This is a genomic window from Verrucosispora sp. WMMA2044 (assembly GCF_027497155.1).
In the GTDB taxonomy this organism is placed as follows: domain Bacteria; phylum Actinomycetota; class Actinomycetes; order Mycobacteriales; family Micromonosporaceae; genus Micromonospora; species Micromonospora palythoicola.
The window spans coordinates 1562713-1585206 of the sequence record NZ_CP114913.1; the positions used below are offsets into that span (position 1 = coordinate 1562713).

Genomic DNA, 22494 nt, shown 5'->3' on the forward strand with positions numbered 1-22494 from the left:
TCCTCGCCTGGGGTGAATCAGCAGGTGGGCAGGACGTTGATGTCGTCCCCGCCCTCCAGGTTGAGCCAGGCCCACGGGATGTAGTTCCGTCCGCCGTACTCGACCTGCACCCACCAGGTGCTCTGCTTGTTGTCGTTGTAGATCCAGGAGTCGATGTTCGTGCCCCGCACCTTGCAGTACGCCTTCAGCCGGGTGCCCGGCTTCGCCCAGCCCTCCTGGCGGTCGTTGTCCTGCCGGGGTACCGAGAAGATCTCGTTGCCGTTGCGGCCGTCGCGGTCCCGGTCACAGTAGGTGCGCTGGTCGCCGTCGGGACCGTTCTCGCAGCTGGCGACACCGAATAGGGCGTCGGTCTGCTGCCCTCTGGTGGCGGTGCCGCTGCCGGCGGCGTTGGTCGCCGTCACCGTGAACGTGTAGCTGGTGCCGGGGGCCAACCCGCTCATCGTGATGCTCGAACATGGGCCACTCTTCGCCGGCTGACCCGACCGGGACAGCGTACAACTGGCCTGACCGCCGCCAGCGTCCACGGTGAACGTCACCGTCGCCGCCGTCGCGGTCGCCGACGAACCGGTCACCGTCACCCGGGGCGCCGCCACCGTACGCGCCGTCGTCGTCGCCTGCGCGCCCTCGCCGGCCTCGTTGACCGCCCGGACCCGCACCGTCACGTTCTGCCCGTCGCCGAGCCCGCCCACGGTAGCCCGGGTGTCGGTGACCTCGCTGCGCTTGTCACCCACCTCGACCACGTACCCGGTCACCGGCCGGCCGTTGGCCACCGCCGGCGACCACTGCACCGCCACCGTCCCCGGCTGGTCGGCCACCGTGCCCGCCCGCAACTCCAACGGCTCACCGGGAACCGTGAACGGCACCACCGTGTTGCTCACCGGCGACGCCTGCGACGCCGCGCCCTTGTCGTTGACCGAGACGACGGTGAACGCGTACTGCGTGCCGTACTCCAGCTCACCGGCCTTCACCACCAGCTCGGTGCCGGTCGCCTCACCCACCGGCGCGTTCGTGCCCGCCGAGGTCGCCGACACCGCGTACCGGGCGATCGTGTTGCCCTGACCGTTCGCCTCCGGCCAGCTCACCACCACCGTGCCGTCCGCCCGCGCCTGGGCGGTCACCTCGGTCGGTGCGTCCGGCACCTCCGCGGTCGGCGTCACCGGGTTGCTGCTCCGGGCCGGACCCGCGCCCTTCGCGTTCACCGCGTGCACCGAGAAGCGGTACGTCTCACCGTTCGTCAGCTCGGTGACCTCCACCGACCGCTGGTTCGCGCCCACCTCCAACCGCTGCCCGGCGCCCTCCACCACGTACCGGATGATCTCGGCACCGTTGGCCGCCGCCGGCCGCCAACTCACCCTGGCCCGCGCGTCGCCGGCCGCCGCCGTGACGTTACGCGGCGCTCCCGGCTTGCTCACCTGAGGCTTCTTCGGCGGCGGCGGCGGCGGCGGGGGCTCCGGCGGCGGATCACCACCGAGCACGTCGTTGGCGTACTTGTCGACCTCCCGCACCTGGTGCGAGTCGTCGACCACCCGCGCGGTCGCCGCCTCCGGCGCGTTGATGAACAGGTAGTTCTCCCGCACCTCCAACTCCAGCGGGCCGCCCCAGCGGCCCCGGATCGTGTCGGTCAGCTGGCCCGTCGCGTCGAACGCGTACACCGTGCCCGCCGCCTCGTCCGCGCAGTAGAACCGCCCAGCCCAGGCCACCGCCGGACCGAGCCGGTCACCGTCGCCCGGCACCGTGAACGACCGCACCTCGCCACCGTCGCCGATCGCGTGCACCTGCCGCTGCCCCGGCACCGTCACCGGCACCACCGGCCCGCTGGTACGCACCGGCAGGATGCCGGGCCCGGTCAACGTCGACGCCAACGCCGTCCGCCGGGTCGTACCGGCCACGACCGTCACCAACGCCCCGGCCGTACGGTCCAGCACCGCCACCCCGTCGTCCAACGTGGAGACCACCAACTCATGGCTCGCCTCCGCCACGTCGTACGTCTGCACCCGCGGCGAACCCACCGGCGAGTCCGCCGCCTCGGACGGCAGCACCGCCGGGGTGATCGCCGAGACCGTGCCCTCCGCCGGCACCGCCACCCACAGCCGGCCCTCGCCGTCGAACGCGCCACCGGTGATCCCCGGCGGATAGCGCACCGGCTCGCCCACCGGGGCCAGCGAACGCGGATCCAACTGCCGCACCACACCCTGGACCGCGTCCACCACGAACGCCGCGTCCTCGTGCAACGCCACACTCACCCCGAGCCCCGGGGTGGTCGGCGTGGTCGCGGTGATCTGCAACGTCGCCAGGTCCAACGCGCTGATCTGACCGGTGTTCAGATCCCGCAGCACCAGCAGCCGGTCGGTCTGCGTCACCTGCATCGGATGCCGCCGCGCCGCCGGCACCTCCATCCGGGTGTCCACCCGCGCGGTGACCCCGTTGACCCGCGCCAACTCGCCGCGCGCGGCGCTCCACAACCACGAACTCGCGTCGTAGTTGGCCACCGCGTTGTCCGCCGAACCCAGACCGAGCACGGTCAGCCCCATCGCCGCCAGCAACGCCAGCACCGTACCCACGGTGACCAGACCACCGCGTACCCGGGACCGGGATCGTGGGGTCCGGGGCGCAACGGCCTCGTCGATGCTCGCCACAGCCGGCAGCCTCCCGTGTCGTCTCGGCAGGTGGCGCCCCCGTCCGGCGACCCCTCCCCTGAGCCGGGAGCCATCATATGGTCACGCTACGGACGCCGGGAACCCGCACCGTCCGCCTGTGGACACCCAGCGTGGCGTGTCGTCGGCGTGTCCCGCCACGATCGTCCGAACGGGACCGGCCAGCCGGTCGGAACGGTCTACCGTGACGTGCACACCTGGTCGGAGGTGGCGAACTGGTCGGTGTCGTAGACGGCGAGCACCGCGAAGCAGTAGTTCACCCGGGTGCTCAACCCGTTGACCGTGTAGCTGGTTCGACCCGGGTCCACCGTGGCCATCATCCCCAGCGACTGCCCGGTCCGCCCGCCGGCCACCATGAACGGCACCAGCCCGTCCGACGGATCCGTCCAGGTCAACGTGATCGTCGTGGTGTCGTCGCGCATCGTCAGGTTCCCCGGCGGCGGGCCGACCGCGCCGAGCGACGGCGTCGCCGGTTCCGTCGACGGTGCGGCCCGCCGGTCCAGGACCAGCAGACCCACCCCGATCACGGCGGCCAGGGCCACCAGGACCGCCACCACCGCCACCACGATCGCCACCCGGTTGCGACCCGGCGTCGGCTCCCCGCTCGGCATCGCCAACGGTCCCTGGTACGGCGCGGCGACCCCCGGAAACTGCGAACCGGACCGACTCCAGGCCGGCGCGGCCGGCCCCGGATAGGGCGGCGGCGCACCGTGACCGCCGGGCTGCGGATAGGCCGCTGGGCCGTGCGGCTGGGCCCCAGGACCGTGCTGCGGCGCGCCAACCCCCGGCCCGTGCGGGCCGGGTCCGCCGGTCTGGCCGTACGACGCACCGCTGACCGGCTGGTACGGCGCAGGTGCAGGGTGGGAAGCTCCGCTTGTCGGCGGGTGGCCGGCCGATCCGCTGACCGCTGCTCCGCTGGTCGGTGGGTAGTCAGCCGGTCCGTCGGTGGGTGCTCCGCTGGTCGGCGGTGCATACCCGGACGGTCCGCTGGTAGGCGATGGGTAGCCGGCCGCCCCGGTGGTCGCCGGGTAACCCGGCGGTCCGCTGGTCGGGCCGGGTTGCGGCAGTGGTGCGGTCATCTCGTGCGGGCCGGCCGTCGGGCTGACCGGTGAGGCGCCGTGCGCGGGCACGGACGGACCCAGCGGCGCGCTGACGGGTGGTCCGCTGACGGGTGGTGCGCTCGTCGGTGGTGGTGCCCAGCTCGGTGGTCCGCTGACGGGTGGTGCCCAGCCTGGTGGCCCGCTCGTCGGTCCGCTGACGGGTGGTGCGCTGACCGGTGGTGCGCTGACCGGATGAATCTGGCTCCGGGGTGCCTCGGTGGGCTGGCCCAGCACCGGTGGCGCGCTGACCGACCAGGCCGAGGCGGGTGGAGCACTGACCGGCTGCCCGTCGGCCGACGGTCCAGTGACCACCGACGACCAGGCCGGCGACGCGCTGACCGGCGAGGGCACACCAGCTGCCGGTTCCGGCGGTACGGGCGGATCGCCGGCCCGGGCCGCTTCCTCGTCCAGCAGTGGCCCGATCTGCTGGACGCGGATCGTGGGCCGGGCCCACTCGGGATGCCCGGTCGAGGCGGCCCCGCTCCGCGCCGACGTCGACCCGTCGGCGGCTGGCCAGGAACGCAGCACGCCCGTCTGCTCGTCGTCCTCCACCCGCTGACGAGGAGCCGCGCCACTTGACGGCGGGCCCGGCGTCGTGAGCGCCGTCCCGGTGGGCGGCGCAGCGGGCGACGACGGGGCCGGCACCGTGCCGTCGGGCCCGGCCACGGCGACAGACGGGACTGGGGGCACCATCGGCGCGGGTGGCACCGCAGCCGACCGGACCTGGTCGACCGGGCGGGCTGACTGATCTTCAAAGGAGGTCCGCGCCTGCGGGACCACTGGCGGCGGAGGCACCGCGGGCGGGGACGCAACCCGCGGTGGAATGGACGGCGGCGGTATCCGAGGGTCAGGCGACGTGGCTGTGGGATTCTGACGCGGGAGCTGCGGTACCACTGCCGGTGGTACCGCGGCCGGTGGCGGGATCTGTGGCACCGCAGTTGGTGGCACCGTGGGCGGTGGCGGGATCTGTGGTGGGATCGGCTCGGCCGAGGTCGGCGATGCCAACGGAATGACCGGTGGCGGCGGTACGACGGAACCCTCTGGTGAGCCGGGGGAGTGAGAGGCGGCCGCCACTCCAGGGCCGCCGGAAACAGAATGATCGATGGCCGGCGCGGACACCGAAGCTGAGGCCGAACGCGGCGGTGCCGCAGCCGAGGCGTCGTGCGGCTGCCACAGCGTGGAGAGTGCGGCCAGGGACACCGTAGGTTGATCCAGAGCCCCCCGAGCCGACCGGCCAGCCGGGCCAGGATGGGGAGCAGGAAGGACCACGGGCTGCGGGGCGGGAGCGGCATCGCCGAGATACTCCCGTGCGATGCGTACCGCCGGGTGGTCGGCGCCGAGCACGGCGGGGCCGGCGGCGGCCACCCGGGTGTAGTTCCGGCGCGCCTCGTGGCGGTTGCCCAACTCGTCCGCGACGGACCCCAGCTCGAAGGCCAACGCCAGCATCAGTGGATCGGCATGCGGCCAGCGACGCTCCCCGGCGGCGAACGCCTCCTCCAACACCCGCCGGGCCGCGCTCGGATCGTCCGCCTCCCGATACAACCTGGCCAGCAGGTGAGCGGTGCTGAGCACGTCCGGATGATCCTTGCTGAACGGCGGCCGAGTGGACTCGACCGCCTCGATCAGCAGGTCACGGGCGGCGGCGAGGTTACCCGCACCACGCAGCGCGAGGGCCCGTTGCTGAGCGACGGCCAGGGGAGAAGCATGGGGCACGGGGCCCATGCTGCCGGGTACGGGCACCTCGACGCTACCCGGGCGACGGCCTGCCGCGACCCCCGTGCCATGACAGCCCAGATACGCCCGATGCCGATGTGCATGATCCATCTGGGGCGTGTACAGTAACTCCCCGTGCAGCCCACCGGGCGGCCTCTCGGTGATGGGATCACCGAGGCCGACACGGTAGGCTGGACAGGTAGGTCCGGGTGGCGGAATGGCAGACGCGCTAGCTTGAGGTGCTAGTGCCCGTATAGGGCGTGGGGGTTCAAGTCCCCCCTCGGACACCAGTTTTGGCGGAGTTCCACCAGGCGTGAGCCAGAATCGAATCCGCACTGGTATCTGACTGGGCCCTGCTCGGCGAGATGCTCGGTCGGGTCGACCTGCGCGAGCTGCTCGACGCGGAGATGCTCGGCGAGACTGCCCCGCATACCTGCGATACCGCGTGATCGTGGGCATCGGCGGGTCGTACATCGGCGTCGGCGCGTTGCGGCGCTTCTGCGGTTGGGCCGGTCATGACACCAACCCGCCGCCGCGACTGCGAGCGACTCATCGGCGTGCTCATTCCGATCCCGCTTCCCGATAGACCGCGCCCCGGTTCGGCGCCGATTCCGGCGCTGCCCGCACCGCGTTCACCAGCGGCCGCCTTGCCGGACGAGGTCTTGATCGGTATGGCGCGTCCGGACCGGTCCGGTCGGGTGACCGAACGCGGCCTTATGGGGGCGTTGCGCTGGTCGCCGGGCCACCGTATCGACATCTACCCACAGCGGGGAATGCTGGTGATCGCGTCAGCGCCATCCGGACAACACGCGGTGGGCAGCCGAGGGGAGCTACCGTTACCGGCCAGCGTTCGGCAGATGTGCGCGATCGTGCCGAGGCAGCCGCTGCTGCTCGCCGCCCTCGTCTCCCATGATCTGCTGGTGATCCATTCGGCCAGGAGCGTCGCGCGGCTGCTGGCCGACCTTCACACCCAGGTGATCGGTGGTCGTCGTGTCGGCTGATCCCGCTCGTGTCGCTGCTGCGCGGCAGTTGCTGGCCCATCTGGGTGTCACCCTCGCCGATCTGCAGGCCGAGCCCGGTCCGGGCCCGCCGACGCTGGCCGAGTACCTGCCCCAGGTCGTCGCCGCAGCCGGGCCGGGCACCCGCCGTACGTATGGCACCTACTGGAACCGGATGGCCGCTGTGTGGGGCGACCGTCCCTTGGATGCGGTCGCGGCCAGCGACATCGAGGCCCTGCAGCGACAGGCCGCAGCGACCGCCCGGTCACGGCGTAACAGCCGCAGCGGTCGTCACGCCGGCGAGCTCGTGATCGCCGCCGCCCGCGCCATCTACAACAGGGCTATCGCCGACGGGCTCATCGACGCCGCTGCCAGCCCCGCCCATCGGGTGGTCAAGCCCCGCCGACTCCCGAGCACCCGCCGCGCCCTGACCCCCGACGAACTGGAGGAGATCAACCTCGCCGCTCGTACCAGCGGCAACGATGTCATCCTTGACGCCCTGCTGCTGCGTCTGCACACCGAGACCGCCTGCCGCCGTGGTGGCGCCCTCGGGCTGCGACTGGCCGATCTGGACACCGGCCGCGGGCTGGTGCGGTTGACCGAGAAGGGCGCTACCCTGCGTTGGCAGCCGATCACGCTCGACCTGGCCGCTCACCTCGACGACCATGCCCGCATCCGTGGCGCGGTGTTGCCCAGTGACCGGCTGTTGCGTTACCGCAATGGTCGGCCGATCACCAGCCGCCGCTACGATCACCTGTGGAAACGCATCGGCGAACAGTTGCCGTGGGTGGCCGCCCAGGGCATTTCCACCCACTGGCTACGCCACACCACCCTGACCTGGGTCGAGCGCCACTACGGCTACGGCATCGCCCGCGCCTACGCCGGACACACCGACTCCACCGGCCCAGCCACCACCACCTACATCAAAGCCGACCTACAAGCCGTCGCCACCGCACTGGCCGCCATGACCGGCCACCCACACCCACTCGCTACGACGAAAGCAACTTTCGACGCATGGCCGGCGACCGCCCGTCATTGAACGACCACCATCTCGATGGCGGCGGTGTGGCAGGTGGGGGAGCGGTCCGCAGGCATCCCGCCGTACCAGGCGACAGGCTTCGGTCGAGGTGCTGAAGCGGAGGGGCAGCAGCGGCCTCATCGGACTCTCACGTCCTCCTAGGATGCTCAGAGGATGGGCTCTATACCTCATGGTGGCCGTAGGTGTCGTTCTTCCGGCAGACAGTTGCGCTCTGTAGTTGCCTACACGCATCCTGTTGGGCTGGGCGAGCCCGAGGAGGCGTAGTGCCGGACCCCGTGTCCCCGACAAGTCCTACCGTCAGACGACTGACCCAAGGCCTCGTGGCACACCTGCTCGCGCAGGTCAGAAACAGCGAGCGGCCGGAGCGCGATGCCATCGATGACTCCAACACCTACTGGTTCCGTAGGCCGCCTGAAGAGAAGGCAACTTCTCGCGGACCAGTCGTCATGCAGGTCGCGTACCCTCCACCACCTGAACCACCCCTACCCTCGACAGAGCTGCGGGACCTGCTCGACACCACGGAATACGGCAACGCTGACGGACCGCCACCCCAGCTCACGGGACCTGACCAGCAGTCTTCGGCCACCACCCCAGCACTATCCGATTCTGAGCAACGGGCATACGAGGCATGGCTCACCGTGTGGACGAAGTGGGCCGAACGCGAGCGCAACATGAGGGAGGAGCGTGCGACCTACACCCACTTGGAGCGACTTCGGCGACAGTCACAGCAACGCGGCGATGCCGAGGAGCTTGTGCTTGGTGTCGGTCTATTAACCTCCAGCAACGAAGGCCGTTGGGCTATTCGCAGGCACCTCCTGATTTGGAATGCGACGATCATTGAGGATCCGGCCACGGACAGCTTGCAGGTCGCCTTGTCCCTCGACCAGCGGATGAAGATTGAGGACCAGGACTTCCTGACGTCTCACGAGGGGTACCGCGCCAAACGTTTCGAAGCGCCCTGGTTCGACACCGAAGCCCAGTTGCACCCCTTTTCTCCGGAGGTGGTGCGCCTTCTGCAGCTCTGGCGGCGCCGTTGCTGGGACCAAGCCCTCCTGCTTGGCGACGATCAGTGGGAGCCACCGCTCCTCGATGAGGCAGACACGACCCGGCTGACCCTCGCCCCAGCTCTATTCCTGCGCCGCCGGGACCGCAAAGGGCTGGAGCGGGTCTACCGCACCATCGCCGACAGCCTTGAGGGTGCAGACGCTCCCACCCCATCGGATTGGCACAACTGGTGACCCCGATCGAGACATCACAACGCCAGAACTGGCTCGGGGGCACAGACCGTGAGCGCCCGGTCAACATCGACGACCCGCTGTTCCCTCTTGCCAGTAATCGAGAGCAGCGCAGGGTGCTGGCCAAGCTCAGCGACGACACCACCGTCGTCGTGCAGGGCCCACCAGGAACGGGCAAAACGCACACGATCGCCAACCTCATCTGCGCGCTGCTCGCCGACGGCCAGAGGCTGCTCATCACCAGCCAGAAGGATCAAGCGCTGCGCGTACTCCGCGAAAAGCTACCCGAGTCGGTCAGACAGCTGTGCGTCCTGATGACCGGCATGCAACGGACCGGCACAGACGAACTCGACCGGAGCATCACCGCCCTTTCGGAGATGTCCTCCACGTTCACCGCCGACGAGCTTCGCAAGGACATCACCCAACTTCGAAAACAGCGCGCAGATCTCAAAACTCGGCTCGATCAGGCCATCGCAGATCTGAGCGTGATCCGCGAACAGGAGTACACGACGCACCCGCGGATCGCCGATGGCTACGGCGGCACGCTGGCGCAGATCGTCGAAAAACTCAACGCCGGCCGGGACCAGTACGACTGGATTGAGCCCCTACCCGCCGGCACTTCCGGCGACCCGCCCCTGTCGAACGACCAGGCCCAGCAGCTATGGCAGCTTCTCACCTCTGCCACACCACAACGTGCCGCACGAGCCCAGCAACTCATCCCCGACTCCGGCCAGGTCCCGCGCGGCCACGACGTCGCCGACACGCTCGCCACTATCGCTCACGCCGAACAGATCCTCGGCGCCGACCACATCACCACTGCGTGGTCACTCGCCACCCTCGACGATCCCGCCCTCACCGAGATCCAACGGCACGTCGGGGTTGCCACCGATGCTCTAGCGGCCTGCGGCCTGCCCGACACCGTCACCGACTGGGACCCCGCAGACTGGCGTCGCCGTGCCGCCGAAGCACTCCTGGCCCGACAAAGCCCCGCCTACTGGGAGGCGCTATTCGCCGAACTGCGGGATGTGGAGCCCCACGTACGCGCCCTGACAGCGCTCAACGAGTGCGACATCGACCTGGGTGCCACACCCCTGACCGCAGCCCACCTCAGCCGACTCGCCGGCCAAGCCAAGCGTCTGCGCAAACACCTGGCCGGTGGCCGGCGTCTACGCCGTTACCTGCCCGCACGTGCGCAACTCAACGCCACCGATCTGCTGCAACAATGCACAGTTGACGGCGCCCCGCCCGCCACCGTCTCAGAATTGACCGCGCTGTCCACCTTCCTCCAGGCAGAAGCAGCCGTCACCACCGCATTGGAAGCCTGGGCTCAAGTCGGAGTCCCGACCCTTTACGGGCCGCTCCGCCGTCGAGTGGCGCATCTCCACGACATCTCAGAGGGCGGTTCGGAGTGTTAGGTCCGTTTCTGGCTGAGGGTGAATACTCCGGGTTCGTCTTCGGTGAGGACGTGGCGGTTGACCATGCGTTTCAGCTTGGCGCGGGTGCCTTCGACGTTCTTCGGTGAGGGTTCGACGCCGAGGGCGAGGCAGATGCCTTTGGCGCGCATGCCGGCGGGCGCGGTGCCAAGGATGTGCAGGATCTGCTGGTAGGGCCCGCTGGCGATCGTCGGGTCGTCGGCGGTGAACTCGTCGGCGGCGAGAGTGCGCAGGGTGGTGCGGGTGGTCGCGAGGTCGGCCAGTTCGCCGTCGAGGCGGGCGAGTTCGCCGGTCAGTGCGGTGATCTGCTCGCGGAGCCGGTCGGCGCGTTGGCGTGCGGTGGTCTCCCGGTCGGTGATCAGGTCGAGGACGGTGGGAAGGTTCACCGGTGCCGCCAGGAGGGTGTGCTGGTCCCGGTCAGCCGCCGCACGATGTTCGCCGTCGACGCCCACAGGGTTCGTGACACCGAGGACTCTGGGCGGCTCTCGTACTCGCGCACGAGGCGGCGGTGCAGCATCAGCGTGCCGTTGACCTGCTCGACGATCCACCGCTTACGGATCGGCACGAACCCGGGCCGGGTGTCGGAGCGTTTGACGACCTCGACGTCGACCCCGAGGACGGCGCCGTGCAGGGCGAGGTCCTGTTTGAACCCGGCGTCGACGAAGGCGCGGCTCACCGTCGGGGTGTGTGCGACGACTTTGTCGAGCAGCCGGATGCCGATGGTGTTGTCGGTGACCGACGCTGCGGTGACCACGACCGCGATGACCAGCCCCAACGCGTCCACTGCCAGGCCCCGCTTACGCCCGGACACCTTCTTGGCCGCGTCCTTGCCGGTCGTCGCGGCCGGAATGTGGTTCGCCGCCCTGATCGACTGGGTGTCCAACACGACCGCGCTCGGATCCTCCTGACGACCGGCCTTCTCCCTGGCCTGGCAGCGCAGCAGATCGTGGATCACCTGGTCAGTGCCGTCGTCACGCCACAGGGCGAAGTAGTAGTAGGTGGCCGACTTCGGCGGCAGGTCGTGCGGCAGGTACGCCCACTGACAGCCCGTCCGGTTCTGGTAGAAGATCGCGTTCACGATCTCCCGCAGGTCGTAGTCGCCTGGCTGGCCCGACACCGAGACCGCGACGCGCTTGGTCTTCCACGCCTGTAGGAACGGCCCGATCAGCTCCCACTGCTCGTCGCTGACATCGCTCGGGTACGGCTTTCGATCACCCATGATCGGGCTAACGCCGCAGCCGCCTCACAGTCACGACCAAGACTCACATCCCATAGATCGACCTGGTGCTGTAACAACAGCGAACCCGCCGGAAGGCCGCCAACCGGACGCAATGCATTAGACCAGATCAAGTTACTGCGGACCGCCCTCTCACACAACGCCTCAGCCCTACGTACGCTCGCCGCAGCCCGGGACACTGTCGAGCGCCTGCTACGCAGTCACGGTATCCGCTTTGCAGTCCGCAACCCAGAAGACTGGGACCTCCTCGTCCGCGTCGGCCATAACCGCACCACCATCACCAGAGCACGACAAGCATCTGAAGCCATGACTGCGCTCACCAACACGCTGCAGACATGGTGCCGGAACCCAGACATCGCCCCTGAAGTCGCCGACCTCAGCGCCGCCCTCGACCGCGGCGACATCGACCGATACGCCGCAGCACGCCAACAGCTTGATCTCGCGAGGAACGACAAGGACTCCTTCCAACGCTGCGAACAACTGTTCCAAAGGCTTTCTGCCGCCCACCCGACCCTCGCCAGCCACATCAGCGAGAACTGTGACGATCCAACTTGGGGACAGCGCCTCAACGACATCGAAGCGGCATGGGCCTGGGGCACCGCAGCCGCCTACCACCAGATCATCCGCCCGACAGAGACCGAGCAAATCCACGAGCAGCAAGTCGACGACGTTGAAATGGAGCTCAACAGCGTCACGACGGAGCTGGCCGGCAAACAGGCTCTGCAGCACTGCCTGGAACGTATGACCGAGCGGCAGCGCCAGGCCCTACAGTCCTACAAGACCAACATGGGTGCCTACGGCCGTGGGCAGGGCAGGAACAAGGACCGGTACCTCACCGCAGCGTTCGAGGCGATGAAGCACGCCCAGCAGGCCGTGCCCGCCTGGGTCATGCCACTGTCGGCCGTGACCGACACCATCCCGCCACAACCGAACGCCTTCGACGTCGTCATCGTCGATGAAGCGAGCCAAGCCAGCGTCGACAACCTCTTCCTCCTGTGGCTGGCACCACGAGTCATCGTTGTCGGCGACGAAAAGCAATGCGCACCCGGCGTCAACTATCGCAACAACGATTCTGAGGCCGTCCAAGAGAGCCTGGATCGGCACCTCGCCGACATGCCACTCAACCTCCGCAACGGGTTCCTCCCAAGCTCCAACCTCTACGAACTTCTCGCCTCCCGTTTTTCCGACGTCGTTCGGCTATCCGAACACTTCCGATGCATGCCCGAGATCATCGGATGGTCCTCCGCGCAGTTCTACGACAACAGACTCATCCCTCTCCGCCAGTTCGGGGCCGACCGCCTTGACCCCCTCAGAGTCGTGCACGTCGACGAGGCCGTGGAGGAGGGGCGCAGGGCAACCCTGCGCAATCTCGACGAAGCCAACGCTATCATCGACCACGTTCAGAAGATCATCGGCGACCCGGCGTATCGCAACAAGACCATCGGCATCATCGCGCTGCAGAGCGGCAAACAGGCACAAGTCCTTGAAAAGCTGCTCTACGAGCTCATCGACCCGGCGGACATACGCCAACGAGAGATTCGAGTTGGTCAACCGCCCGACTTCCAAGGCGACGAACGCGACATCATCCTGCTGTCCATGGTCGTCACCGAGGCCAAGAAGGCCCTCACCGGCCGCACCGAGCAGCGCCGGTACAACGTTGCTGCCAGTCGCGCCCGCGATCAACTCTGGCTGTTCACGTCGGTATCCCCGGCCAGTCTCAACCCCACCGACCTCCGCCACTCGCTGCTGACCTACATGCTCCACCCGCCAGCGACCCTCACGGTCGATCCCGAACTCGACGACGTCACCCCAGACACCCGTAATGAGTCGTTCTCCTGCCTGCTACAGCAACGCGTCTTCCTGGAGCTGCGCCGCCGCGGCTACGCCGTAGTCCCGCACTACCCCGTCGACCACCGTGCCATCGACCTTGTTGTCGTCGGCGACAACGGCCGGCTTGCCGTCGAGTGCGACACACCGTCGCGGAGCCGAAAACCTGAGCAGACCCAGCAGGATCTACACCGCGAGCGGGAACTACGCCGAGCCGGCTGGCAGTTCATCCGCATCCGAGACAGCGAGTACCTGCGAGACCCGCCCGCCGCCCTCGAACCACTCTGGCAGCAACTACAGCAACGAGGCATCGAACCTCGTTCACTGCCCGCAGCACCCCGCCAGCAGCCACATTGGAGACCCACACCGCTATCCGACGACGAAGACGACCTCTAGGAGACCCGCATGCTCGAAGGAATCGACGACAACACCCTCGACGAGATCGCCCGAATCGCCTGCGGCGGCGACGACTACCCCGTGTACCGCCGTGGGGCTGAACTGCCCAAGCTTCTCCAACAAGCCGGCTGGGAAAACGTTCCGCCATACAACAGCGACCAGCGCCGAAGCTGGCTCACCAACCAGCTCCTTCAACGTCGAAACATACCCGGAGCCGTCGACGCGCTCGTCTGCCGCCTCGCGGACCGACGTGAGTATGTTCATCGCAACGAGCCCCTCGCCGCCGCCGAGGTCACCAACCTGCTCAACAGCATCCTCGTCATCGAAGGCTTCGAAATCGCGCACAGCCAGGGGCGACCCGTCATTCGCCCCTACAAGCAGCCAGAGGACCAGGAGCAACAGTCACCAGACGTCATGCTCCACGTGGCCATGGCAGACATCGTCCGCGACGCCGACCTCGCCGTCGTCCTTGAAAGCCGACTCAACGAGGCACGCATCTGCGACCGCAACGGTGCCTACGCAAGTGCGATCATCATGCTCGGCAGCCTCCTGGAAGGCGTTCTTCTGGACGCCGTCAAGGCCCGCATGCCCAATGCTGAAAAACCCCTCGACAAGTGGACCCTGCATGAGCTGATCGAGACCGCCCACCGAGAAAAGTGGATACAAGCCGACGTCCGCGGCTTCGCTGGAAAACTCCGCGAGTACCGTAACCTCGTGCATCCCAACGCCCAAGTAAGAATCGGCCACGCCCCGGACCGCGACACGGTCAGCATGTGCTGGCCTGTGATCAACGCAGCCCTTAACGACCTGGCGGCCACCGCAAGGTGACAGCGGGGGTGTAGATTGGGCCTGTCTCGCCAACGGTGTTTCCGGCGATCTTGGTTAGTAGGTTTCAGCGGCGGGGAAACGGTCGCTGAAGGTGATGGCGAAGGCGTTCAGGGCGGGTTTCCAGCGCATCGTCCATCGGGTTCTGCCTGCTCCGGTGGGGTCCAGGGATCGGGTCACCAGGTACAGACACTTCAACGCGGCCTGCTCGTTGGGGAAGTGGCCGCGGGCCTTCACGGCCCGCCGGTAGCGGGCGTTCAACGACTCGATCGCGTTCGTGGAGCAAATCACCCGCCGAATCTCGACGTCGTAGTCGAGGAACGGGATGAACTCCGGCCAGGCGTTGTCCCACAGGCGGATCACCGCCGGATACCGGCCGCCCCACTTCTGGGCGAGGTCGTCGAAGGCGGCCCTGGCCGCGTCAGCGTTGACGGCGGTGTAGATCGGTTTGATGTCCCGCTTGATCTCGTCCCAGTACTTGCGGGCGGTGAGCCGGAACGTGTTACGGATCAGATGGATGATGCAGGTCTGCACGATCGTGGCCGGCCACACGTTCGTCACGACCTCGGGCATGCCTTTCAGGCCGTCGCAGACGCAGAAGAACACGTCCTTGACGCCGCGGTTGCGTAGATCGGTCAGCACGCTCATCCAGAACTTCGCGCCCTCACCACCCGTGCCGGCCCACAGCCCGAGGATGTCCTTGTCCCCGTCGAGAGTGACGCCGATCGCGGCGTAGAACGGCCGGTTCGCGACCTGCCCGTCCCTGACCTTGACCACGATCGCGTCGATGAACACCGCCGCGTAGATCTCATCCAGGGGCCGGTGCGACCAGTCGGTCATCTCCTCGATCACCTTGTCGGTGATCCGGGAGATCGTCTCCCTGCTGACCGAGGCGCCATAGATCTCGGCGAAGTGCGCCGAGATCTCACCGGTCGTCAAGCCCTTGGCATACAACGACAACACGACCTCGTCGACCCCGGACAGGCGCCGCTGCCGCTTGCGCACGATCTGCGGGGTGAACGTGCCGGCCCGGTCCCGTGGCACGTCGATCTGCACCGGCCCGTTGGCGTCGGTCAGCACCGTCTTCGGCCGGGTCCCGTTACGGACGTTGCCCGCGCCGACGCCGGCGTCGGCCTGGTCGTGTTTGGCGTAGCCGAGGTGTTCGGTCATCTCCTCGTTCAACGCGGTCTCCAAGACCGTCTTGGTCAACTGCTTCAACAGCCCGTCCGGGCCGGTCAACGACAGGCCCTGCTCCTTTGCCGCCCGGACCAGCTCGGCGGCTGCCTTCGCCTCCGCCGACGGCTCGGGCCGCTTCTTACATCCGGTCTGGTCGTTCAGTGTCGCGGTCATCACGGCACCCTCCTCACCAGGCACAACGCCCGGCAGGTCAGGCCGGAAACACCGTTAGATCCACAGACCCTGTAGATTGCCTACCGCACCTGTTTAGGGGAGGGCCGGGTCAAACCGCGTTCTTTACCGGCTGATGACAGGTGCGAAGATGCCGCAGACTTCCGTACTCGTCGGGGAGTCGCCGCGGCGCGGAGAGATCCAGCGTTCGAGTAAGTGCCTGCTGGCTCTAGACCCCGGAGGACCCGAAGCCGGCTCAATCAGCCACTGTGCCTGATCGCCGGACAGTCGGTATTGACGCGATCCGCTGAAGATCAGGAACTCTTCGCCGACTTGCTGGAACAGTGCAGGTCCGTCGTGCGAGCTCAGCTGCATCCAGGTTTGGTCACTGCAGGCAACGGCGCCTTGCGGAGCGAGTGGCCAGCGGTGCAACGAATCCGCCAGCAGTCGGTCGGCTGCGGCGCGGGCTGTTGGCTCAACGCTGAACTCCAGGTCTGACTCGGTCATACAGTGTTGGAAGTAGTGCCACGCGTTCCCGACAGCACCCGTCCCGTCCAGCTGAATTCCAAGTTCCATGCCGCCGGTGAGGCCCATCGCCGTCATCAAATTGGCAGAGAACACGGAACCGGTTCGTCCGTCCGCAATGCATCCCTTGGCGTGAGTCAGGCGATCGGCGTAGATCTCTACCCCTGCCCTCTGGAACGCTGAAGCCTCCGCCCGTGATGCATCGGAGTTGTTCCGGCCACGCATCAACATCCTGACCCGGACTCCGCGGTTCAGTGCACGGCACACCGGCTCGTACAGCAATTCCGGCCGTGCCGGTTGCTTGGGCAGGCCGAAGGTCATGTTGCCGATGCTGAACGTCGCGAGGATCAGTTCTTCTGCGGCCTGGTCAATGGTGCGCCTCATTGCGTCGAGAATTCGGTGCTGCTCCTGCCAAGTCCAGAGGATCCGACTGTCGTGATAGCTGTCGGGTAGGGCGTCATCGTCGGGGATCCGGTCATGCACAGAGTGATGTGTGGGTGCCGGAGGCATGTCCCAGGCACTGTGTCGCCACAGCCGTCGGAACACCCACGCCAGTACGGCAACCTCCTCCACCTCCTCGAAGACGAGGCCATTCTCGGCCACGGTGTCGAATGAGCGGGTGACTAGGTTCGCGCTGGACACCAGTGCGCGGGCATCGTCTACAACGACGAACTTCGCGTGCAGGCCCGGGTAGCCACGGACGTAGATGCCGCTGGTCGTGAGACGTGTGAAGTTGCGGTATTCGATCTGCGTGTCGATGTCCATCGTATCCGATGCATCGTTGATGGCCCGGTTCAGTCCACGGTCATCGAGCGCGGAAACGACATAGACACCGCCCTGGAGGCGGTCGGCAGCTCGCTCGAGGGCGTGCCGGACATCCTCATCACCCAGGAACAGCGTTGCGACGAAGACCCGCTTTTCTGCCGAGTCGATCAGTTGGATGAGCTCTTCCCGGATGGTCGAACCACCGCCCGCATAGGTCAGGCAGTGGCGGTAACCCTTCCCCTGTCCCGGGTGCTGTGACACGAAGGGGGTTCGTTGGGGCGCATTCTCGCGTTTGAGGAAGTAGCCGCCCTTGACCGTCCGCAGCCCCAGGTCGATGTCACTCAAGGGGAAAGTCCTCCTCACGCCGCAACGCGTAGACGTGCTGGTAATGCCGGGCGGTCCAGAGCGCGCTGCGGACATGGGCCGGGGTCAACTCTCCTGGGGCCAGTCCGTAGCGAGTCGCGCTGGCTTCCACGATCGATGTCAGCCTTTGGTAGGTGGCTTCCGCAGCGGGTTTCATCGCGGCCTCCGCCATTGCGTGCTGGAGCGCGAAGGTGCGTGCGGCGCTGCTGTCACCTGGTGTGAATTCGACGTCGACGTAGACGACATCCCTGTCTCCTTGTATTAGCAGGCCACCGGGATGGCCGAGACGGATCCCGTCGGTCGCTGCGGCGACGGCCGCCTCATGGCCCAGCTCGTATCGCCAAGCCCGGCCGGTGTACTCCGCTGCGGCCGGCCCCCAGCCGTCGGCGGCGTACGCCGCCTGCTCAGCCAGCTCCGCCCAACGCCTCGCCAGGTTGTCTACGTGGGGGACGAGGAGGTTCACAGTCTTCGTGGCGCCTACGTCGACCTTTAGGCGCGCCCGCTGCGATCCGTCGCCGCCTGTCTCTACGCACCCACTGGAGCGATACTGCGGGCTGTAGTCTGGGACGAGATCATCTGTGGGAACCGCTGCCACGATGTCTTTCGGCAGGCCCAGGATTGTCTGCCGCCTGATGCGGTCGGCGATGATCTCGTGTCGGGGGGTCAGGCCGGCACCGCGGTCGACGTCGACGTATCCGGCCGGTTCTGCCCGGTCCAGTCTCGGTGCCCGCCGGCCCGAGTTCTGGGGGAGGGCGATGAGCTCGTCGGTGTCTGCGAGGTACAGCAGCGTCATCTGGGTGGGGCGGAGCCGTGCCACCGCTTTCTGCTTGACTGCCACCTGGCCCGATTCGGTCGCGATCGCCTCGGCCTCGCGCGCCTCAAGCAGATTGAGGCGTACCAGTCTGCCGAAGATCGTGACGATCGCCGACTGCGGAATGCCGGTGATTTCCTCGATGTCGATCGGGTAGGCAGGGTCGAGCGCGATCGCCGCCTCGATGATCAGGCGATCGAGGACGGTAAGGCTCTCCTCGATCTTGCGTGTCATCGGTACGTCAGGCCAAATTTCGACGGCGAGGAGGGTCTCCTGTACGACTACGATGGCCTTGGAATCGGTCTCTCGTGCCGGTTGAAAGGTGAACCGAACCGTCATAGTCGGCGGATCCGCATGAAGTCGGCGTCTTGGTCGACGAGGTGGAACAGGTTTTCGTAGAAGATCCGCGCCTGGCCGGGCACGCCGCCCTCGCCAGGATCGCCAAGCGCCCGCAGGGTGCGGCCATGACCGACGATCACGAGCGCGCGACGCGCCCGAGTGAATGCGACGTTGAGGCGACGGATGTCTTGCAGCCACTGCCCGTAGTTGGGGCCGATTCGTCCCCGGGTGCGAGCCCTGGTAAAGCTGATGATGACGAGGTCACTCTGCTGGCCCTGAATGCGGTCGACGACGTCGATGACCTCCCAGTTCAAGCGCGGCAGGTCGGACGCGCGCAACTGGGCTGCCAGTTGCTGGGCTTGGGCGCGGTAGAAGGCGAGAACACTGACGGTGATTGGGGCGGCACCCGCCCGTGCGAGCCCTTCGTCGTAAAGTCGGCAGAGGCGCTCAACGAGGACCTGCTCCAATTTGTTGACGAAACCGTGATCTAGAGGCTCATCGCCGGCGTCCTTGTAGTGGCTCGTGTCGACGAAGATCACCGGCTTGGTGAGCGTTTCAGTGAGCACCAACGGCGTGACGCCAATACGTTCGAGGTCGGTTGCTGGTGGCGTCTGGTATCGCCCCTGATACACAGGTTGATCAACGATCCGGGCGAGCGGCTCGATCATGCGACGTTGCCAGACAAGTTCCTGGCGGAGTAGTTCGGGACATCGGACGACCGCTCTTTGGAAGAGGCTCTGCACCAGGTGACGCAGCATGGCCTCCAGTACCCGACGGTCCGCGTCATCGCTGGAGGCCGAGCTCACGATCTGACCATACGCCGCCGAGAATTGGTCGCGGAAAGTGTTTTCCCAAGAACCGTCGGCGACCAGCTCCTCGGCGACCTCTAGCACGCTCTGGGTCCGGAACTTGTGCAGTTCCTCGTCCTCGGCCCAGACCTGCGCCAGGTGCCGCACCGCGGCCTCGACCGTCTTGTCTCCGCCACGGCCAAAGCGGTGCAGGGCGGTCAACGCATGGAGGAAGTACTCGTCACGCTGGTCGACGTGCGGGGGTAGCTGATGCTCGTCGCCGACCAGGACCCACCGCCGCGCCCGAGTAGCTCCGATGAGGAATTCGCTCTCGGTGACCCGGCTGGCCTCATCGACGATGAGTGTGTCGTAGTCCGCGTAGCGCACCACCTCGCTGCCTCGCCCGACGATTCCCTTCGTGGTCGCGCAGACGAGGTTTGCGGCCCGTACCAGCGACTGTCGGATGTCGACAGCGAGATGCTCGTCTGACTGCTCAGCGGCCAACTCGCACCATCGCCGGTGCAACTCCGGCAGCCGCTGCAGAACTCTCCGGCGGCGCGCGTGTTGCTGGATGGCCGCGTCGTGATCGGCCGGATTCTCGGATTGTCCAGTCAGCGCCTCATCAATTTCCTTAAGACGCCGCAGGGCGACGCCGAGTCGTGCTTCCGCGGCGGTGCGTTCGTCGTCGGTGTCGGTAAGCGTCCGCTCGATGCGGTCCCGGCCGATTTCCCACTCACGTGCACTCCACGTCTGATCGTGCTCGGCCTCCCGGTGTTCCTCGCGAGCCCTCCTGATCTCGTTCAGCGCCCGAGACAGCTGACCGGCGAGGTCGGCTATCGGACCTAGCGGCGCGGGGCGGTTGGGGTTCGGGAAGACCGGAGCTTCCGTTACCAGCAGTGGCGGGATCATTTCGGCCAAGTAGACCGCGATCCGGCGGCGTTCCTCAGGGTCGGTGATTTCCGCTGTTTGTGCGCCACTGCGGTCGGCGATCTCCGCGAGACGGGCCCACTGCAGTTCGGCCTGCCGATCTGCCGTCGCCCTTTGCCGGCGCGCGTTGCTGACCCGCTCCCGTGCCTGCTTAACACCGGCGGCGTGAGCGGCCCTGGCAGCTGCTAGATCTCGTTCTGCCTCGCCATGTCGGGCAGAGGTGCGGAACAATCGCACTCTTAGCCGAGCTGTTTGGTCCTTACTCTCAGCGAGCTGACGTCGCGCCGCGCTGATACCGCCCAAGTGCATAGCGGTGAGTATCCGCCCGAGCCCTGTTTGGTGGGTGACGGCGTCGTTGAGGTGCTGGCGAGCCTGCTCAAGAGCTGCCTCTTCTCTAGTCAGCATCGCCCGCGTGGTGCGCAACTCCGCGGCCGTTTGGGAGACGACTTGCTCTGCTCGTCGCACCTCTGAGCTCAGCTCACTTACCCTCCGCCGCATCCCCTCTTCGGCTAAGGCGAGGGCCGTGTCGGCCCTCGCCAGAATATCCATCGCGGAGATACACCGCCTGGCCAGCGGCGGCAGCGGCGAGAGCACAGGTTGAGCCTGCTGGAGGAGACCGGCGTACCGCTTGATCGCGCGGGCGATTGACTCCTCGGCCGCAGCGAGCCTAGCAACCGCCCGCTCTGCGGCGGCCTGCAGCAATCCCGACTCCTGTTCACCCTGCGCCCGAGCCCGGTTGTAATGGTCGATGCTAGCCGCTAGCGCAACACGTGCTTGTGCCATGGCATTCATCTGACGGCGCTTTTGGCTGATGGCGGACTTTGCGCGCCCGGCGGCGCGGATGCGCTCTTCGACCTCCTGCAGCTCGCGGGCCCACCGTTCGTCTTGGCCGCCGTTCTCAGGTTTGAGAACTCGGCCAGCGAGCTCACCGCCAACGTTGGGTTCGAGAAAGTCGTGCACGGCCTCTTGGACGCGGTCGTCGCTCCACGTGATCCGAAGCGGCCTGATGCCGGGTTTGCGGCCGATCCGGCTCAGCACCTCATCAACGGCGACGTGGCTTGGCGCCAGCAACAGCACTCGCTCACCCCGGGCGGTCAGCTGTCTCGCGATCTCGCAAATGACCTCGGTCTTCCCCGTTCCCGGTGGGCCCTGCACCAGGAACGTGTGCGGCGATGAGACCGCGCCGGCGACGGCGCGGCGTTGCTCTTCATTCAACGGCACACCGGCCGGATCGTCGTCGCAAAAGAAATGCTCAGGAGGCACGAACGAGCCGGGTATGGCAGCAAGGCCGTCGGGTCGGCACAGAAGGCGGGCGAGGTCATCCCAGGACCCTTCCACCTCGCCGTTGAGGAAGCCCTGCAAGGCAGAAGCGTTCTGCCGCATCCCGAACGGCTTCACGAGGTTGATGGTGACCGTCGTGCCGATATTCGGCGTCCAGTGCGATGGTTGACGGACGGCGAGGCGTCCGATCCTTACCCGCTGCACGGTGGTGTTTACGGTCAGGCCGCCGGGACCGGTCACCATGACCCGTCGGCGGTCGAAGTCGGTCAGGTCCGAGCCTGGCGCTGCCTCGACGACCACCGCGCCCCGGCCATCCTCATTGTCCTCGATGCTGATCACGGTGCCCGCTATGGATCGCTCAGCGGCTTCCGGGCGCTGTTCGACGATACCTAGGAGGCGTCTCAGGCGGTCGTACTCCTTGTGCACTGAGCGTTGTAGACGAACGGACGCCTGCGCGGGACCTCGGGCCTGGTACGCGCTTCGCCACTGCTTAGTCTGAGCCAGCAGATCTTCCATGTCGAATGGAAGTTCACGGTAGTTGGGCTCGATTGACACCGTTTTTGGGACGATGCGATCCACGCGCCGCTCCATCGAGGATGTCTCATCGATGGAGGTGAGCTCTGCCAGCCAAGCATGGGTATGTCGGGCCCTACGTCGCCGTACCCTTGCTTCAAAACGGGCGCCGCCGAGGCGGTATGCCTGATATCTGGACTGTCCCAACGAGCGGTATCGGGCGATCCACACGCCGCCGGTCAGGTCATCGGCAAATTCTTGCAGCGTAACCCCAGGTGGCAGCGACAGGCGCTGCGGCGCCGACAGCACCAGCTCGCCGATCTTCATTGGCGGCGGGCCATCGGAGCGTGGGTGTTCCGGTTTGAGTAGATGTGACTT

At 67.1% G+C, this 22494-nt stretch carries 15 protein-coding genes, 1 tRNA gene and 1 pseudogene; 8 read left to right on the forward strand and 9 right to left on the reverse strand.

The annotated features are described in order from the left end of the window. Positions 1-17: 17 nt before the first annotated feature. Positions 18-2636: a fibronectin type III domain-containing protein gene (locus O3597_RS07120; RefSeq protein WP_281603576.1), complete on the reverse strand. Its 2619-nt coding sequence runs from the start codon at positions 2634-2636 to the stop codon at positions 18-20. Positions 2637-2833: 197 nt separating this feature from the next. Further along, positions 2834-3265, reverse strand: a complete 432-nt coding sequence (locus tag O3597_RS07125) for a fibronectin type III domain-containing protein (protein WP_164448378.1) — start codon at positions 3263-3265, stop codon at positions 2834-2836. A gap of 706 nt (positions 3266-3971) precedes the next feature. Here O3597_RS07125 and O3597_RS07130 point away from each other — a divergent pair. After that, positions 3972-4313: a hypothetical protein gene (locus O3597_RS07130; RefSeq protein WP_164447949.1), complete on the forward strand. Its 342-nt coding sequence runs from the start codon at positions 3972-3974 to the stop codon at positions 4311-4313. Between the two features lie 716 nt (positions 4314-5029). On the opposite strand, the pseudogene O3597_RS07135 reads toward O3597_RS07130, so the two are convergent. Continuing rightward, positions 5030-5467 (reverse strand): annotated as a pseudogene (locus O3597_RS07135) (tetratricopeptide repeat protein); the annotation flags it as partial. A gap of 203 nt (positions 5468-5670) precedes the next feature. On the opposite strand from O3597_RS07135, the gene O3597_RS07140 reads away from it, so the two are divergent. The 5 genes from O3597_RS07140 (at position 5671) to O3597_RS07160 (ending at position 10154) form a co-directional block, all read left to right on the forward strand. Beyond that, positions 5671-5757, forward strand: a tRNA-Leu gene (locus O3597_RS07140). Between the two features lie 225 nt (positions 5758-5982). Continuing rightward, positions 5983-6468 (forward strand): hypothetical protein, encoded by a 486-nt coding sequence (locus tag O3597_RS07145; RefSeq protein ID WP_281603577.1) that lies wholly within the window; start codon positions 5983-5985, stop codon positions 6466-6468. Beyond that, positions 6458-7504 carry a site-specific integrase gene (locus O3597_RS07150; RefSeq protein WP_281603578.1) on the forward strand — a complete coding sequence of 349 codons (1047 nt, stop codon included), beginning with the start codon at positions 6458-6460 and terminating at the stop codon, positions 7502-7504. Before O3597_RS07145 ends, O3597_RS07150 begins: the two co-directional genes overlap by 11 nt. Before the next feature lie 320 nt (positions 7505-7824). Next, entirely contained in the window at positions 7825-8742 is a 918-nt protein-coding gene (locus O3597_RS07155) for a hypothetical protein (protein ID WP_281603579.1), read from the forward strand. Next, positions 8739-10154 (forward strand): AAA domain-containing protein, encoded by a 1416-nt coding sequence (locus O3597_RS07160; protein ID WP_281603580.1) that lies wholly within the window; start codon positions 8739-8741, stop codon positions 10152-10154. The genes O3597_RS07155 and O3597_RS07160 overlap by 4 nt, the downstream gene beginning before the upstream one ends. On the opposite strand, the gene O3597_RS07165 is transcribed toward O3597_RS07160, so the two are convergent. Together O3597_RS07165 and O3597_RS07170 are read right to left on the reverse strand one after the other, a co-directional pair. Then, the gene (locus O3597_RS07165) at positions 10151-10558 is read right to left on the reverse strand and encodes a hypothetical protein (RefSeq protein ID WP_164446304.1); all 408 of its coding nucleotides are present in this window, start codon (positions 10556-10558) and stop codon (positions 10151-10153) included. The genes O3597_RS07160 and O3597_RS07165 overlap by 4 nt on opposite strands. Continuing rightward, positions 10555-11391, reverse strand: coding sequence for an IS5 family transposase (locus tag O3597_RS07170; RefSeq protein WP_281603581.1), 837 nt, complete (start codon positions 11389-11391; stop codon positions 10555-10557). Before O3597_RS07170 ends, O3597_RS07165 begins: the two co-directional genes overlap by 4 nt. A 324-nt stretch (positions 11392-11715) precedes the next feature. Between O3597_RS07170 and O3597_RS07175 the strand changes: the two genes are divergently transcribed. Both O3597_RS07175 and O3597_RS07180 read left to right on the forward strand, forming a co-directional pair. Then, positions 11716-13632, forward strand: coding sequence for an AAA domain-containing protein (locus O3597_RS07175; protein ID WP_281603582.1), 1917 nt, complete (start codon positions 11716-11718; stop codon positions 13630-13632). Between the two features lie 9 nt (positions 13633-13641). Beyond that, the gene (locus O3597_RS07180) at positions 13642-14460 is read left to right on the forward strand and encodes a hypothetical protein (RefSeq protein ID WP_281603583.1); all 819 of its coding nucleotides are present in this window, start codon (positions 13642-13644) and stop codon (positions 14458-14460) included. A gap of 54 nt (positions 14461-14514) precedes the next feature. On the opposite strand, the gene O3597_RS07185 is transcribed toward O3597_RS07180, so the two are convergent. The 4 genes from O3597_RS07185 to O3597_RS07200 all read right to left on the reverse strand — a co-directional run bounded on the left by O3597_RS07185 (position 14515) and on the right by O3597_RS07200 (position 22443). After that, the gene (locus tag O3597_RS07185) at positions 14515-15807 is read right to left on the reverse strand and encodes an IS256 family transposase (protein WP_281603584.1); all 1293 of its coding nucleotides are present in this window, start codon (positions 15805-15807) and stop codon (positions 14515-14517) included. Between the two features lie 123 nt (positions 15808-15930). Continuing rightward, positions 15931-17439, reverse strand: coding sequence for a phospholipase D-like domain-containing protein (locus O3597_RS07190; RefSeq protein WP_281603585.1), 1509 nt, complete (start codon positions 17437-17439; stop codon positions 15931-15933). Further along, entirely contained in the window at positions 17432-18607 is a 1176-nt protein-coding gene (locus O3597_RS07195; protein ID WP_281603586.1) for a hypothetical protein, read from the reverse strand. The genes O3597_RS07190 and O3597_RS07195 overlap by 8 nt, the downstream gene beginning before the upstream one ends. Beyond that, on the reverse strand, positions 18604-22443 hold the full coding sequence (locus tag O3597_RS07200; protein ID WP_281603587.1) for an AAA domain-containing protein: 3840 nt from the start codon (positions 22441-22443) through the stop codon (positions 18604-18606). Before O3597_RS07200 ends, O3597_RS07195 begins: the two co-directional genes overlap by 4 nt. Positions 22444-22494 lie beyond the last annotated feature (51 nt).